15 protein-coding genes and 2 pseudogenes are annotated in these 15,714 nt (G+C 41.4%); all 17 read right to left on the bottom strand.

Annotation, left to right across the window (positions count from 1 at the left end):
* Nucleotides 1–45 precede the first annotated feature (45 nt).
* Nucleotides 46–390, bottom strand: a complete 345-nt coding sequence (locus JCM10991_RS00435) for a DUF1831 domain-containing protein (RefSeq protein WP_023858937.1) — start codon at nt 388–390, stop codon at nt 46–48.
* Nucleotides 390–1,553, bottom strand: a complete 1,164-nt coding sequence (locus JCM10991_RS00430; protein WP_025020240.1) for a cysteine desulfurase family protein — start codon at nt 1,551–1,553, stop codon at nt 390–392. The genes JCM10991_RS00435 and JCM10991_RS00430 overlap by 1 nt, the downstream gene beginning before the upstream one ends.
* An 81-nt stretch (nt 1,554–1,634) precedes the next feature.
* Entirely contained in the window at nt 1,635–2,324 is a 690-nt protein-coding gene (locus tag JCM10991_RS00425; RefSeq protein ID WP_025020239.1) for a 5'-methylthioadenosine/adenosylhomocysteine nucleosidase, read from the bottom strand.
* A gap of 17 nt (nt 2,325–2,341) precedes the next feature.
* A complete protein-coding gene (locus JCM10991_RS00420) occupies nt 2,342–2,545 on the bottom strand; it encodes a hypothetical protein (protein WP_025020238.1) in 204 nt (67 codons plus the stop codon).
* Between the two features lie 9 nt (nt 2,546–2,554).
* On the bottom strand, nt 2,555–2,950 hold the full coding sequence (locus JCM10991_RS11970; protein ID WP_369384674.1) for an NUDIX hydrolase: 396 nt from the start codon (nt 2,948–2,950) through the stop codon (nt 2,555–2,557).
* 5 nt (nt 2,951–2,955) lie between these two features.
* Nucleotides 2,956–3,090, bottom strand: a complete 135-nt coding sequence (locus JCM10991_RS16340; RefSeq protein ID WP_369384673.1) for a hypothetical protein — start codon at nt 3,088–3,090, stop codon at nt 2,956–2,958.
* 1 nt (nt 3,091) lies between these two features.
* Nucleotides 3,092–4,072, bottom strand: a complete 981-nt coding sequence (gene dapF / locus JCM10991_RS00410) for a diaminopimelate epimerase (RefSeq protein WP_023858942.1) — start codon at nt 4,070–4,072, stop codon at nt 3,092–3,094.
* A 116-nt stretch (nt 4,073–4,188) separates the two neighbouring features.
* Nucleotides 4,189–6,980 (bottom strand): annotated as a pseudogene (gene ileS / locus JCM10991_RS11965) (isoleucine--tRNA ligase).
* 290 nt (nt 6,981–7,270) lie between these two features.
* Nucleotides 7,271–7,996: a DivIVA domain-containing protein gene (locus JCM10991_RS00400; RefSeq protein ID WP_023858944.1), complete on the bottom strand. Its 726-nt coding sequence runs from the start codon at nt 7,994–7,996 to the stop codon at nt 7,271–7,273.
* Nucleotides 7,997–8,027: 31 nt separating this feature from the next.
* Nucleotides 8,028–8,816 carry a YlmH family RNA-binding protein gene (locus JCM10991_RS00395; protein ID WP_023858945.1) on the bottom strand — a complete coding sequence of 263 codons (789 nt, stop codon included), beginning with the start codon at nt 8,814–8,816 and terminating at the stop codon, nt 8,028–8,030.
* 17 nt (nt 8,817–8,833) lie between these two features.
* Nucleotides 8,834–9,091, bottom strand: coding sequence for a YggT family protein (locus JCM10991_RS00390; RefSeq protein WP_025020237.1), 258 nt, complete (start codon nt 9,089–9,091; stop codon nt 8,834–8,836).
* Nucleotides 9,088–9,570 (bottom strand): cell division protein SepF, encoded by a 483-nt coding sequence (locus JCM10991_RS14220; RefSeq protein ID WP_023858946.1) that lies wholly within the window; start codon nt 9,568–9,570, stop codon nt 9,088–9,090. The genes JCM10991_RS00390 and JCM10991_RS14220 overlap by 4 nt, the downstream gene beginning before the upstream one ends.
* 29 nt (nt 9,571–9,599) lie before the next feature.
* On the bottom strand, nt 9,600–10,826 hold the full coding sequence (gene ftsZ / locus JCM10991_RS00380; protein WP_023858947.1) for a cell division protein FtsZ: 1,227 nt from the start codon (nt 10,824–10,826) through the stop codon (nt 9,600–9,602).
* A 17-nt stretch (nt 10,827–10,843) separates the two neighbouring features.
* Nucleotides 10,844–12,211, bottom strand: a complete 1,368-nt coding sequence (ftsA, locus tag JCM10991_RS00375) for a cell division protein FtsA (protein WP_025020236.1) — start codon at nt 12,209–12,211, stop codon at nt 10,844–10,846.
* 155 nt (nt 12,212–12,366) lie between these two features.
* Nucleotides 12,367–13,233, bottom strand: coding sequence for a cell division protein FtsQ/DivIB (locus JCM10991_RS00370; protein WP_025020235.1), 867 nt, complete (start codon nt 13,231–13,233; stop codon nt 12,367–12,369).
* Between the two features lie 19 nt (nt 13,234–13,252).
* Nucleotides 13,253–14,346 (bottom strand): annotated as a pseudogene (gene murG / locus JCM10991_RS11955) (undecaprenyldiphospho-muramoylpentapeptide beta-N-acetylglucosaminyltransferase).
* Nucleotides 14,347–15,714 carry a UDP-N-acetylmuramoyl-L-alanine--D-glutamate ligase gene (gene murD / locus JCM10991_RS00360; RefSeq protein ID WP_023858951.1) on the bottom strand — a complete coding sequence of 456 codons (1,368 nt, stop codon included), beginning with the start codon at nt 15,712–15,714 and terminating at the stop codon, nt 14,347–14,349.

Here is a 15,714-nt window from a genome sequence, read left to right as displayed (position 1 = left end):
CTTTTTATAAAGAGTGCAACCTTATTTACTTACTTTTAAGAAGCATTAGTTAACTTTCTCTAAAATCTTTCTATCTAATAATTCAGCTAAGATAAAGTTTAATTGTTTTTCACTTTCTTCACGCTCTTTAGACTTGTAGATATTAACTTCACGCATCCCATTGGCAGTCACGGTTGCCAGTTTAAAAGTTTGCATATCGGCAGCAATCACTACTTTTAACTTGTAACCTTGGTTATAAGGAGAAAAAGGATCTAAGGAACGTTCTAATTGGAACTTTCCCCCTTTACTTTGCATGAATCCCACATCTAACAAACTATATTTTTTGATATTATCACTTAGGCGATACTTATCTTGACTACCTAAGACACTTGCTTCTTTACCATATGCCATTATCTTCTTTCCTTTCTTTGCTTCAAACGCGTCGTTACCTTGACTAAGGCAGCAACCGCTTGTTCAACTTCTGCCACGGTATTTTGCGCTCCGAAGGAGAAGCGTAACGTTTCACCTACACGTGGACTATTTTTACCATACATGGCTGCTAAAACATGGGAAGGTTCGAGCGAACCAGCCGTACATGCAGAACCGGCAGCAGCAATCACCCCACCTAAATCGAGATTCGTTAAAAGTGAATCGCTTGGGCAATCCTTAAACCATAAACTGATGATTTGGGGTAACTCACCATTTTGGTAGTGACCGTTAATTTCAAAGTCCACTCCCGCTGTTTGCAAACCATCAACCAAGGTTTGTTTTAAGTTCCGGTAGTGAGCAATGTGAGCTTGTTTTTCAGTTTGGGCAATTTCAACCGCCTTGGCAAAGGCAACAATAGCCGGTACATTTTCTGTTCCTGCCCGCCGTTTTAATTCTTGGTCGCCCCCCTTGAGTAACGGTTTGAAGTTAATACCATCCCGCCGATAAAGGAAGCCTAAAAACTTAGGCCCTTGAATTTTATGTGCAGAAGTTGATAGCAAGTCAATGTGCATCGCTTGCACATCAATTTCTGACACCCCATAAGCTTGCACCGCATCGGTATGGAAGAGAGCGTTAGATTCCGCCACAATTTCCCCAATCGCTTGGATTGATTGCTGACTACCAACCTCGTTATTTCCCATCATAATTGTCACCAAAATAGTATCCGGCCGCAAAGCTTGCTTCAATTGTTCTAAAGAAATTACCCCGTTTTCATCCACAGGTAAGTAGGTTACTTCAAAGCCCTCCTCTTCCAAAGCTTCTAAGGGTTTGAGCACAGCCTCGTGCTCAATTTGACTGGTGATAATGTGCCGTCCCGCTGCCTTGCGTGCATGTGCCACTTGGGTAATGGCAGTATTATCGCTTTCCGTTCCCCCACTGGTAAAGACAATTTCAGTATCCTTTTGGGCGTTAATTGACTGAGCAATGGTGTGGCGACTTTGATCTAAAAGCCCCCGAGCCTGGCGACCGTAAAAGTTCACCGCCGAAGCATTGCCAAAATTTTCCGTCATTGCCTTGGTCATAGTTGCAATAACTTCCGGGTGCATAGGTGTCGTCCCGGCATTATCAAAATAAATGTGTTCCATTTTAAACTTCCTTACTAAGCTAAATTGCTGAAAGCCACGATTAAAGGTCGTTTATTCAGTGCCAATATTATAGCTAATTTCTTAATTTTGGGCAAGTAAAGCCAAAGTCATCTTGGCTGAACGCTTACCGGCATCAACAATAAATTCATCAAAACTTTGGCCCGCTTCCTCATCACCTACGTCTGACATCGCACGAATGATAGCAAAAGGCTTATGGTATTGGTAAGCAACTTGAGCCACTGCTGCTCCTTCCATTTCACAACTCAAAGCCTCAGGGTAGATATCCTTAATTTGGTCAATTTGATCTTGACTAGAAATAAATTGATCCCCAGTAACAATCAAACCTTCTTTAACCGTTAAACCCGTAGTTTGAGCCGCTTGGATAACCCGCGCGACTAAAACTTCATCGGCGGTAAAAATGCGTGGTTGTTGTGGTAATTGCCCCGGTTCGTAACCAAAGACCGTCGCCATGGCATCGTGATAGGCTGCCCCCGTTGAAACCACTAAGTCCCCGACGTGTAGGCCTTGGCCAATCCCACCGGCAGAACCCGAGTTAATCACACAGTCAACTCCAAACTCGACAATTAACAAGGCCGTGGTAACCCCGGCTTGAACCTTACCAATTCCCGCCCGAACTAAGACAATTTCTTGATTTTCAATTTGGCCCGTGTAAAATTCACTGCCACCAATGTCTTTGACTTGACTATTTTCAAGGTGCGCACACAGTTCTTTAATTTCTTCTTCCATGGCACAAATAATTCCGTATTTCACTTTTTCTTCCTCTATTTCTAAAAATTAATAAAGCGCATAAAGAGCCAAGTTAAGATGATGAGTAAACTCAAAATTCCAATTACAATATCAAGTTTCCGCTTTAAAATTTGGGTCTTTTCTTCTTCACTGCGCAATCTATTTTGACGCCGACTTTCGGTCCGATTAAGCGGCTCATTAATTTCCGCCTGTTCTTGGTAGCGACGCGTTCTTCTTTCTTCCATCCGCGTTACCTACTGTAAGCTTTGCCATAGCATCACAGCCATGATAGTCTTAGCATCACAGATTTCGCCCTTAGCAATCGCTACTTGGACTTCCTTAATATCTAACCATTCCAAGTTAAGAATTTCGCCCTCATCTTGAGGTAATTTCTCACTTACAGGGCTCAAGCCGCTAGCATGGTATAGCGTTAATTTTTCATTGGTAAAGCCTGGTGAAACATAAAAACTGGTTAGCTTTTCCACACTTTGAGCTTGGAGGCGGGCTTCTTCGTTTAATTCCCGTACCACGGCACTCGCTTCATTTTCACCGGGTTCCAACTTGCCCGCAATAATTTCCAAAGTTTCTTGCCGTAAAGGTGCCCGCCATTGTCGCACTAACAGCATCTTGTTGTCCTCAGAAACAATCACTACCCCTACCGCATTGGCATGGTAAGCAATTTCTCGGGTGGCTTTCTGGCTTCAGGAGTCAGGACCGTTTCAACATCTAAATCCACGATGTGGCCATCAAAAATATGTTCCACGTCGATAACTTTTTCTTCAAATTCCATCTTATCCCTCCGTGACCTCTTTAACAAAAGCTTCATATTGGGCTTGTTCACCGGTGGCTTTCCATTTAGCCTGGCTAAAGTCACCCGCTAAGGCTGCGGCTAAATCTACTTCGACTTGGGCGACTTCAGTTGCATTACCTATCAAGGACATGTAGTAAGTCCCACTCTCCTTTTGGTGGACAATGGTGTTAACCATTCCCCCAGGATTTAACACGGTAATTCTTTCTTCTAATTGAACTTGTTCACCAAATAAGAGCACATACATCAAACTTGAAGCTGACATGGCCGTTCCACAGGCATTAGTGTAACCAACTCCCCGTTCATAAGTCCGGACAAAAATCTTTCCTGGAGCTAAAACTTCTACAAAGGAAACGTTGACTCCATCTGGAAAATAAGGGTTTTGACCATCATTGAGGTAAGAAGCCAATTCACCTAACTTATTACCTATGACTGTTTTATGGTCCACAAAGGCAATCAAGTGTGGATTAGGTACGGCCACTGCTGAAAAGCGTAGTTCTGGATCAAATTCGGGTACCACTTGATCAATTAACTTGTCCTGACCTAGGTGCATTCCTAAGTCTTCCGCCTTAAAGGAAACAGGCGAAATTTCGGCATCATAAGCGGGTACTCCAGGGTAAAATTCACCAGCTGCCTTGACGTCAAGGTCCGCATACATAGTTTGAATCTTGAATTCATCTTGTGCCTTCTTTTGAGCGAGGTAACGGGCAACGGTTCGTAAACCATTACCACACATGCTAGCTTCACTCCCATCAGCATTAATGACCCGCATGCGACCTTGAGTGCCAACGTGACCAGCGGTAATATCTAAAATTCCATCGGCCCCACCGTGTAAACCCGTTTGACGATCACAGATTTTTTGGGCCAATTGCCGTAATTTTTGGTCGCTGATTTTTTGACCAGGCAATTCTTCATCTAAGATAAAGAAGTCGTTATTCGAACCATGAACCTTTACAAATTCCATTATTTTCACCCTCAATTCTACTTATTTCAATGTTTTAATCATACCAAAAATAGCCTTAAATTGCGAATTTAACTCCTCAAAAAAATCCCACCCTCAAGGGTAGGATTTCTATAATTTTATTCTAAACCTTCAGCAACGGCTTCAGGGTAGTTTTCACGAACAATGTGAGCACAGTGGGCACAAAGCGTTGCTAAATCAGCATCTGAACCAACGTCAGTCTTAATCATCCGACAACGTGGACAAACCTCACCTTCCGCGTGTTCCACTAAAATTTTTACGTCTTCAAAGTCACTCGCTTCAGCTGGTGCTTGGTCTAATGGTAAGACATTTAAGCTAGACACAATTAAGGCTTGACGCACATCAGTATCTAAGGCTTCAAGTTCTGCCTTCACTTCGTCAGAAACGTAAAGGTTAAGAGAAGCTTCGAAAGACTTCCCGATTAACTTCGCATCGCGGGCTTCTTCTAAAGCCTTCATAGCGTTTGAACGTAATTCGAAGAACTTGGTCCAATTGGCTAAAATTTGGGCTTCTCCATCGTAGTGCTTAACTTCTGGCATTTCTGATAATTGCACGAATTCTTCGGCTTCCTTCAGGAATGGCCAAATTTCTTCAGTCGTGTGTGGTAAAACAGGGGTCATTAACTTATCTAAGTTAACCAAAACATCGTAAAGAACCGTTTGCATAGAGCGACGTTTCTTGGAATTTTCCGCTTCAATGTAAACCACGTCTTTAGCTACATCCAGGTAGAAAGCTGATAAATCAACGTTTAAGAAGTTCATCAAACGCTTGTAGATGGACATGAATTCGTAGTTTGCATAAGCATCCAAGATTTCCTTAGTAAATTGATTTAACTTAATGGTCATGTACTTGTCAACGGCTTCCATATCTTCGTAGGCTACCCGGTCAGTTTCAGGGTTGAAGTCGGTAGTATTACCTAACATGAACCGCATAGTGTTCCGGAATTTCCGGTAGCTTTCAGAAATTTGCGTAAAGCTATCCATTGAAACTCGTACGTCAGCAGAAGTATCAACAGATAAAATCCAGAGACGAATAATTTCGGCTCCCATCTTGTCAATAATTTCACTCGGTACGATGGTATTTCCTAAAGACTTGGACATCTTTCGACCTTGACCATCTAAAGTGAAACCTTGTGATAAGACTTGCTTATATGGCGCGTGATTAGTTACAGCCACGGAAGTAATCAAGGAAGAGTTGAACCAACCACGATATTGATCAGAACCTTCCAAGTACATATCAGCTGGATGTGTCAGATAATCACGTTGCGCTAAGACACCTTGGTGGGATGAACCAGAGTCAAACCACACATCCATAATGTCCATTTCCTTCGTAAAAATCCCATTTGGTGAGTGTTCATTGGTGTAACCTTCAGGCAAGAGGTCCTTAGCATCCTTTTCAAACCAAATGTTAGAACCATGTTTTTCCACCAAGTCAGCCACGTGAGCAATAACATCTTTATCTAAGATTGCTTCACCATCTTCAGCATAGAAGATTGGTAATGGCACACCCCAAACACGTTGTCTAGAGATAACCCAGTCGCCCCGGTCACGAATCATGTTGTGAAGACGCTTTTGACCCCAACCAGGAAGAATTGTACTTCATCAATGGCATCTAAAATGTTTTGGCGAATCTTGTCCACCGAAGCAAACCATTGTGGGGTTGCTCGGAAGATAATTGGTTTCTTAGTCCGCCAGTCACATGGGTAGGAGTGCACTAAGTCTTCTTGTAAAATTAAAAGACCAGCGTCTTCAAGCTTCTTTAGAGCCACTTGGTTGGCATCTTCGTAGAAGACCCCTTCAAAATCTGCTCCAGCTTCCTTAGTTAAGTAACCCTTATTATCAACTGGTGCAAAGATTGGTAAGTCGTACTTCATCCCAACATTGTAGTCATCTTCCCCATAACCTGGCGCCGTATGAACCAAACCAGTCCCAGAGTCAGTAGTCACAAAATCACCTAACATCACCAAGAGTTTCACGTCAGGGTTGAATGGGTGTTGGGCGGTCATGTATTCCATATCGCGCCCCTTAACGGTTTGCACTACTTCAAAGTTTTCCCAACCAAATTTTTCAGCACAAGCATCCACTAATTCGGAAGCAAAGACAAACTTCTTGTCCATACCGGCTGGTTTAACTACAACATAGTCGAAATCAGCATCAACCGTAATCCCTTCAGAAGCAGGGATGGTCCATGGAGTCGTTGTCCACACTGTAAAGTAAGTATTTTCGTCAAAAAGACCCTTACCATCTACGACTTGTTCCCCGTAGAAAGCAGTTGGGGAGGAAAGGTCTTGATATTCAACTTCGGCTTCGGCTAAAGCTGATTCAGATGACCATGACCAGTAAACTGGCTTAAGCCCCTTGTAGATCAAACCCTTTTCCGCCATCTTACCGAAAGTCCGAATTTGTTGTGCTTCAAACTCAGGATTCAAGGTCAAGTATGGGTTATCCCATTCACCGGCTACCCCTAAACGTTTAAAGTCTTTTCTTTGCTTGTCGACTTGTTCTAAAGCATACTTACGACATAATTCACGGAATTCGTTAACAGACATTGACTTGCGGTCAACCCCTGATTTTTGTAATTGTTGTTCGATTGGTAAACCGTGAGTATCCCAACCAGGAACGTATGGCGAGCGGAAGCCCATCATTGATTTAGAACGGACAATGATATCTTTGGAAATCTTGTTCATGGCGTGACCCATGTGAATGTTACCATTGGCGTATGGAGGGCCATCATGTAAGACGAAAGTTGGTTTGCCTTCGTTTAATTTTTGTCTTTGTTCGTAGACTTTGTTTTCTTCCCAAAGGTTTTCGCGTTCTAATTCCTTAACCGGAAGATTACCACGCATTGGGAACTTAGTTTTACCCAAGTTAAGGGTTTCTTTGATTTTCATCAATTTTCCTTCTTTCTTTTAAATTTGGATTTCCAGCTAAAACTAAAAAAATCTCCTCCCCATACAGGGACGAGATTTTCGTGGTACCACCCAAATTCAAAGCTTTCTCAGTTACCTAACAAAGCTTCCTTTGCAATTGTTAACGCCAATTAATCGTTTGAACTTACTTCGGTTCAGTCCAGCAGTTTCACTATGATGATAAAAATCACACAGGGAATTGCCAGTCTTTCACCCTCACCAGCTCGCTTGAATTATGCGTTTCATTTCGCGTTCATAGTACCGTTTATTTTTTAGTTTTTAACGATGACGTCCTCGTCGGCAAAGCCGGTATCGACTTGGTCATCACTGCCTTCTGGAAAGACGACGACAGTTTCATTGTCTGCTGCTTCAGGGGCAAAATCATCGCCACTGTTAACCACAACATCACTTGCCATTGATTTTACCGCGTCTTCATCTAAGTTGTCAAGACTTTCATCGTTACGAATTGCTTCCCGAATTTCTTGGTAATTACTGGTATCACCTTGCTTGAGAATTTCGTCCCATTCGCTACCTTTCACCACTTCTAATTGTGATTCCATCATGACTTGTAACTTTTGACGGAAGATGCGGGCTTGCTTACGTAAGTCATCAGTTTCAACAGCTAACTTCTTAGCTTTAGTTGAAGCTTCATCAACAATTTGGCGAGCTTTTTCATTGGCTTCGTCAATAATATCTTGCCCTTGCTTTTGAGCTTCACGGTTAATGATTTCCGCTTCTCTTTGAGAGTTAGCCTTAACCTTATCAGCAGCTTCTTGTGCCACGATAATTGATTGATTCAAGGAATCCTTCAAATCATTGAAGTACTTCAATTTTTCTTGGTTTTGCTTTAAACTTTCTGTTAAACGGTCATTTTCCTTTAAAGTTAATTCATAATCCTTGATGATTTGATCTAAGAAATCATTAACTTCGTCTTGATCGTAACCACGTAATTTAACATGAAACTCTTTATTATGAATATCTAAGGGAGTAAGTGCCATTCCCTAACACCTCCATCGTATTTAAACTTTTTTACTTTTTCTTTTTTAAAATTGAAATTGCTAAGCGTTGCTTAGCTTTTTTGGTAGGTCCCATTAGTTGATCGAGACGAATCCGACCAAAGCCACGAACTGAAATAATATCGGCCTGCGCTAGAACATAGTCCGGTTTTTCTACCATCATCCAGTTAACTTGAACTTTTTTTTGCTTAATCATTTCCTTCGCCACCTGACGACTAAAATGATATGCATGCGAAATTACTGCGTCTAAACGAATTGTCGTCACGGTCATTGTTTCAGCCTGCCACTCGTCCAGAGCAGTTACCAAGGTTTCTAGAGCAACTTCCTTAAGACGTACTTTAACCTTTCCAATAGCTTGGACCTGATTACAAAAGTAACTAGCCAAATTTGCTTGAGTTACAAATTGATAACGTAAACCATCTGTGATGATATCCCCCAGAACCTGACGTTCTAATCCAATGTTAACTAAGCTACCTAAAACTTGACCGTGACTCAGTTGTGCAAATTTAGTTGGATAATCCACCTCAATTAACGCCAATTCAAAGTCGGAAACTACTGGTTGATAATATTCCGGATATAGCAAAGCTCGTTTCCGTTCCGCCTCCGGATATCCTCCTGCATAAGCTACCTTAACATCGCTAAAACGCCCTTTTAGTTGCTCCAATATGAACCGCTCCCGCGGATTAAGGAAACGTGTCAAAATAGGGCGGTATTCATCCTGTGCCCGTTTGAGTTGTTCACTTAACTCCTCAAGCAATGGTTCCTCTTCTTTTCGATAATGTTGCTTAACTGCTATTTCCATTTATCTTGCCTTTAATGCTACAGTCCAAATCCTGTCAAAAGTCCAACTGCTCCCATTTGCACAAACTGCAAAGCTATCAAGGCCACCCAGGGTGAAAAATCTAAACCAAGGATTGGTGGAATAAACCGAAAAATACTCAAATATGGTTCACACAACTTGGTTAAAATTCGTCCAAAGGTGGTTTGATATGCGCCGGGAAACCAAGATAAAAGCACATAAGCAACAATTGCAAGTTCATAAAAACGGAAAAAATATGCCACTAATAATAGTATCAACGTATTCCTCCATTTGCTCTCAACTCACGAATATGTCTTTGCGTTTCACGATTCATATCACCTTCAACCATATAGTTGCTTGGTGTACATAGGAAAATTTCATCATTCAGACGCGTTACCTTCCCATCAATCGCAAATACCGCGCCATTCAAAAAATCTAGAAGACGGTGTGCTACTGGCGCATCAACTTTTCGTACACTAACAATTGCAGCTTGACCTTTAATAACGTAGTTAGCAACGCCTTTTATGTCTTCAAAGACCCTTGGTTCAAATAATTTAATATTTTGCATTACTTTTTTATTGTTTTCTTTACTATGAATCATCATGCGACTTTCACTATGATTCACCTTAAGGTCGGGTTGATTAGTAAAAATTGGTGTAGGATCTGCAGCCTCCACTTCTTCAAATTGGTCATACCCATCATCATAGTTGTTACTTCCTGACATCCAGTTACTAACTCTATTCCATATACTAGCCATCTTATCGCATCCTTTCTAGCACCACCAGTTTAGCGGTGGTTGAAGAATGGTGGTGTATCAACGTCATCACCTTGCGTTGCTTCATCTTCTTGAGAAGAACTAGTACCAAAAACATTGAATTGTTGCTTTTCAATGTTTTGGAAATCAGCGTCTCTTTGAGGACGGTTAGAGGCTTGGTTGTTAACACGACTTAAATCCCAATCACTCAATGGGTCTTGGCTAGCTTGAGCTTGACTTGGACGCGGACGTCTTACCGGTACTTCTTTTTTAACTGGTTTTTTATGTTCCTTGTCAATTCCTGTAGCAATCACCGTTACAATCACACCATCGCCCAAGTCTTCATTAATGGAAGTCCCGAAGATAATGTTAACGTCACTAGTTGCAGCTTGTGAAACAATGGATGAAGCCGTTTGAACTTCAATTAAGGAGAAGTCTGAGCCCCCTGTGATGTTTAAGAGGACTTGTTCCGCACCATCGATAGAAACTTCCAATAATGGTGAAGAAATGGCCTTCTTAGTGGCATCTTCTACCCGATTTTCACCTTCACCGTGGCCAATCCCCATCAAGGCTGAACCTTGGTTTTCCATCACAGTCTTTACGTCAGCAAAGTCTAAGTTAACGTAACCTGGAGAAGTAATCAAGTCAGAAATTCCTTGTACCCCTTGACGTAAGACATTGTCGGCTTCTTTGAAGGCTTCCAACATTGGTGTATTCTTATCCACGATTTCTAACAAGCGGTCGTTAGCGATAATCACTAAGGTATCCACATGTTCTTTCATTTGGGCCACACCTTCAGCAGCAAAGCGCGCACGCTTAGGACCCTCAAACATAAATGGACGCGTTACGACCCCAACCGTTAACGCCCCTTGTTCTTTAGCAATTTTAGCGATCACTGGTGCCGCCCCGGTCCCAGTACCACCACCCATACCGGCAGTTACGAAAATCATGTCGGCACCAGCTAAAGCTTCGGCTAAAGCTTCTTCACTTTCTTGGGCAGCTTTTTGTCCAACTTCAGGATTTGAACCCGCTCCTAAACCGCGAGTTAATTTAGGTCCAAGTTGAATTTTTACTTCAGCGTTAGAATTTTTTAAAGCTTGTACGTCAGTGTTAGCAGCAATAAACTCGACTCCTTGTACGTTATCTGCAATCATCCGATTTACGGCGTTACCGCCAGCACCGCCGACCCCAATAACTTTAATAACTGCTTGATTTTCTTCATTTGCATCTAATGTGTATTCAAAACCTTCCATACCCATCAATTTACCTCCTTGATTTATTTAAATAATTCTGAGAACCATTTGAAGAACTTCCAATCACGGATACCCTTCTTGGCTAGATTGTCATCATCTATTGCTTGAAATTCTTCGTCAGCAGGTGAAGCTATATAGTCAACTTCTGGTTCTTCTTGGTAATGAACTAACTCCTGATTACTATCATCCACCGGCTCTGATTTGATGTTTGGTCTGTAGGAAGTGTTATGCACCACACTTCTTACCAGATGGTTAATTTCACTTTGGCGAACACCATATTCAATCAAACCAATAACCTGTGTGAAAGTTGGTGTACGTAAGCCCATTTCTTCAGGACGGTAAATTTTCACCCTGACACCAAAAATTTCTTCAGCTAATTCCTTAATTCCCCAAATATCAGCACCACCACCGGTCAGCACAATTCCCCCTGGCATTGATAAGGCATTAATTCCATCTAAAGCTTGGTAAATTTTACCAAAAATTTGCCGTAAACGAGCCTCAATAATTTGTGCTAGATATTCTTCTGTAATCATTTCAGGTTCTTGCTGACCCACAACTTGGACAGAAAAAGATTCTTCTGTTTCTGCCATCGAAGCCAAAGCATAACCATAAGTTGTTTTTAATCTTTCCGCATTAGCAGGAGAAGTATTTAAAACCACGGAAATATCACGGGTAATATAATTACCGCCTTCTTGATCAACATAAGTATACTTCAACTTATGATCATGAATCACTGCTGCGGTGGTCTGCCCACTTCCTAAGTCAATTAAAATGGACCCGAAATTACGCTCATCTTCTGATAAAGCAACTTGGGCACTAGCTATTGGTGCCACAACAATTTCATTAATCCGTACTCCCGCTTTTTCGACTGACTTCCGAATGTTATGAATAATAGTTGCTGAACCAGTGTACAAGACACCTTTCATTTCCAGGCGCATCCCCTGCATCTCGCGGGGGTCAGTTACACTGTAATCATCAATGATAAATTCATCCGGAACCACATCAATTACTGCCCTTTCAGGTGGAAGGCTTTGCGTCATAGCAGCTTGTACCACTGCGCGCACATCATCTTCCGTGATTTCACGTGACCGATTATTGTTATCGCTTAAGGTAATCATTCCACGACATTGCTCAATTTGAAGCATATTAGCTGGAATCCCAACAATTACTTCATCAATAGAAACATTAGCCTTTTCTTCGGCGTCTTTGATTGCTTCTTTCATCGCCCCAACAACTTGGTCGATATCGACAATTACCCCTCGACTCAGCCCCTTAGAGCGAACATTGCCATAACTAATCACATTAAGTTGACCTTTAACGTCTTCAGCAACAATGACCTTAATCGAAGTAGTCCCGATATCCAACCCTACGTACATATTAGTATTACTCACTAACTCGGCCTCCTACTCGAATAAAAGTTTTTTTCATAAATTTTTATTTTCAATAATTAGCATAATCCTAATACTTAGATTTTACCACATTTACTGGTTATTTTACCAATTTTTATCAATTTGCAAAGCTAAAATCTTACTTATTTTATACAATTTTAATGATAAGAATAAGAGTATGCCCCAACTTGAAAATTAATTACCCCAGCTTGATCCATCTGGCTAGCAATTTTAGCATAATATTTCATTTTTTGAGCCATGGTTTTGCGAGTCGCTACCACTTGATTACCATCACTCATGTAAAGTTTCAAACGATCTGGATCAGATTTAGTCGGACTAGCATGTACTTCAGAAACTAAATTTAAAATATTGGGCTTGAATTTTTGCACCTCTAGCACCACTTTTTGTAATGCAATTTCCTTTTTAAAACCATAATACATTGGTAAGGAGGCCGGCTGATCTGGTAAAGCCTTAGAAGCAACTATCCCCTTCTCAACTATTGGATATAATTTACTAGCTTTAACCATATAACCAACGGTCTTTTTTTCTTTCAAAACAACCTGCACTTGTCCTAACCCTATAGTTAGATTAGCTGTCTCAATGGTTGGAAAGGCCTGCTTGAGATTGCTAGCAATCTTACCTTCTCTGAACAACACTTCAAATAATGACATTTTCGGAATTAGCTGAGCCTCTTTTATTACCATTGCATCAGACTGCATAGTATTTCCCTTAACCGTTACTTTTTCCACTCGAAAAATTGGTAAAATATATAATAGGGCTAATAGCGTTAAAGAAAGAAACAAAATTAATAAACGCTTACTTCCCTCTTTTAGACGTCTCTCCTTTAGTGCCCCAAATTTAGGTAAATGGAACTCCGCTAGCTGTGGTGAAGAAATTTTGTAATGCTTTTTTCTCGTAACTTTCTGCAATGACTCTTTTTCTGCATGGGATAATCGCGCCTTTTCCCAGGGAGACAAATCATCTTCGCTACGCAACAAGTCATCATCCTTATTTTTTTTTCGCACCTCAGTTATTCTCCCCTTTTTACTTTTTAATTGACGTTAAGACTTGTAAAACTCGGTCACTAGCATCCCTTACACCAACTTGGTAAGCATTTTGCGCCATTTGCTTTCTTTGTTTTTCATCTTGTAAGAGTCGGTCAATTGTTTGCGCAAGGGTTTCACCATTCAAGTCATCTTCACGAATCATTAAAGCTGCCTGTTTATTAACTAAGCTTTGCGCATTTTTGGTTTGGTGATCCGCCGTTACATACGGACTTGGAATTAAAATTGACGGTAAACCTAAAGCCGTAATTTCAGCTAAACTTGTAGCCCCGGCACGCCCCACAATCAAGGATAATTCAGGTAAGATAGCTGGCATATCTGCAATATAAGGTACAATGAAGACATTCGCTGGTAAATCTTGAGTCCGATTATCAGCCATAATCTGATCATAGCGTTTCTGACCCGTGACAAACAGTACTTGATATTCTTTATCGGCAAAGTACTCTAACGCTTGCAAGCTTGCTTCATTAATTTTAGGCGCTCCTTGTGATCCGCCAAAAATTAAGACGGTCTTTTTATTAGCAGCTAAGCCATATTCACTGACTAACCGACCTGTCGCCTGCATTTGTGCTACTTGTTGTGCTCGGGGGTTACCAGTCATAACCACCTTAGTTGCCGGAAAAGCTTTTTTAGCATCATCAAAACAAATCCCAACTTTGTCAACAAAATGGCTCAAGAATTTATTAGTCACCCCAGCCACACTATTTTGCTCATGAATCATTGTAGGAATTTTAAGTTTGGCAGCAGCATAGACTACTGCCCCACAAACATACCCTCCAGTACCAATAACAGCATCAGGTCTAAATTCTTTGATAATTTTTTTGGACTCACGCACACTCTTTAAAAAGAGGTAAATGGTCTTAAGGTTGTCTACGGACAAGGAACGCTTGAAACCTTGAATGTGTAGAGTTTTGAGTTTAATTCCCGCAGCAGGCACAATTTTAGTTTCTAAACCACGGTCAGTCCCGACATACAGGACCTCCGCATCTGGATCTTGTTTTTTTAAATCCTCAATTAATGCAAGGCTGGGTAAATGTGACCTCCCGTTCCCCCACCGGATACTAACAAACGCATTTATTTTTCGCTCTCTTTCTTTATCAGTTCTTCAACCGCCTCAATATAACGATCACCACGGACCTCAAAAGTAGGCCATTGATCCCAACTAGCACAAGCCGGTGATAATAAGATTACATCACCAGGTTGACTCATTTGGTAAGCCAGAGGTACTGCTGTCACCGCATTTTCCGTTTTCACAATATTTAAAACTCCGGCATCTTGGGCTGCTTCTTCCAAAAGGTCAGCAGTTTCACCAAATAAAACAATCCCTCGTAAATTTTTGAAATATGGTTCTAAAGCTTCAAAGCTAAAGCCTCGGTCTAAACCACCTGCTAATAAAACAACTGGTTGTTTGAAGCCGGATAAAGCTTTTTCAGTGGCCTCCATATTGGTTGCCTTAGAATCATTGTAAAACTTTCGCTCTTTAAATGTTGCCACATATTGTGTTCGGTGCCTTACCCCACCAAAATTCATTAAGACTTGGCGAATTGCTTGAGCACTAACCCCCATTAACTTCGCCACGGCTGTTGCTGCTAAAGCATTTTCAAGATTATGTTCACCTGGTAATTTCACATCCGTTACTGGCATAATGGCCTCATCACGAAAATAGATGGTTCCATCTTTGACATAAGCTCCCGCTTGACTGAGATTTTGCCGCGAAAATGGCACGACTTGCGCCGAAGATGCTTGGCTTAAAGTTCGCCATTCTTCCTGATCCCAGTTAACCACAAAATAGTCATCAGCAGTTTGATTCATGGTAATCCGCATCTTAGCCTTCACGTATTCCTCGCGACTACCATGGTAATCAGTATGAGCTTCGTACAGGTTATTTAACACCGCAATATGCGGGTGTAAATCAGTAATCCCCAATAATTGAAAACTGGAAAGTTCCGTTACCATCACATCATCCGCTCCAATTTCTTGAGCAACTTGACTAGCGGCAATCCCAATGTTTCCAGCTTTAAAGGCGTGGTTAGGACGCGCTTGATTCAACATTTCGGTAATCATGGTTGTCGTAGTAGTTTTACCGTTGGTCCCCGTAATGGCAACTAATTGACCTTCTAAAATATCCGCAGCCAATTGGGGTTCAGTCAAAATCGGTAGACCCTGTGCTTGAGCAGCTGCCACTAACTCGTTGCGATAAGGAATCCCAGGGTTTTTAACAATTAAGTCACAGCCATCTAATAAACTCAAGGGATGACTACCAGTCACGACTCTAACCCCCATTTGAGTTAGCTGAGTTTGCACTTCCGGACTAGCTTCCTTCTTATCGTTAACGGTTACCTGAGCTCCTAAACGTAAGAGTAACTTAGCTGCATTTAAACCACTTTTACCCAAGCCGATAACTAGTACTTTTTTATCTTGATATTTTGTTACTTTTTTCAT

The sequence above is a fragment of the Ligilactobacillus equi DSM 15833 = JCM 10991 genome (assembly GCF_000615765.1).
Taxonomy (GTDB): Bacteria; Bacillota; Bacilli; order Lactobacillales; family Lactobacillaceae; genus Ligilactobacillus; species Ligilactobacillus equi.
This window is presented reverse-complemented; position numbering and strand designations above follow the sequence as displayed.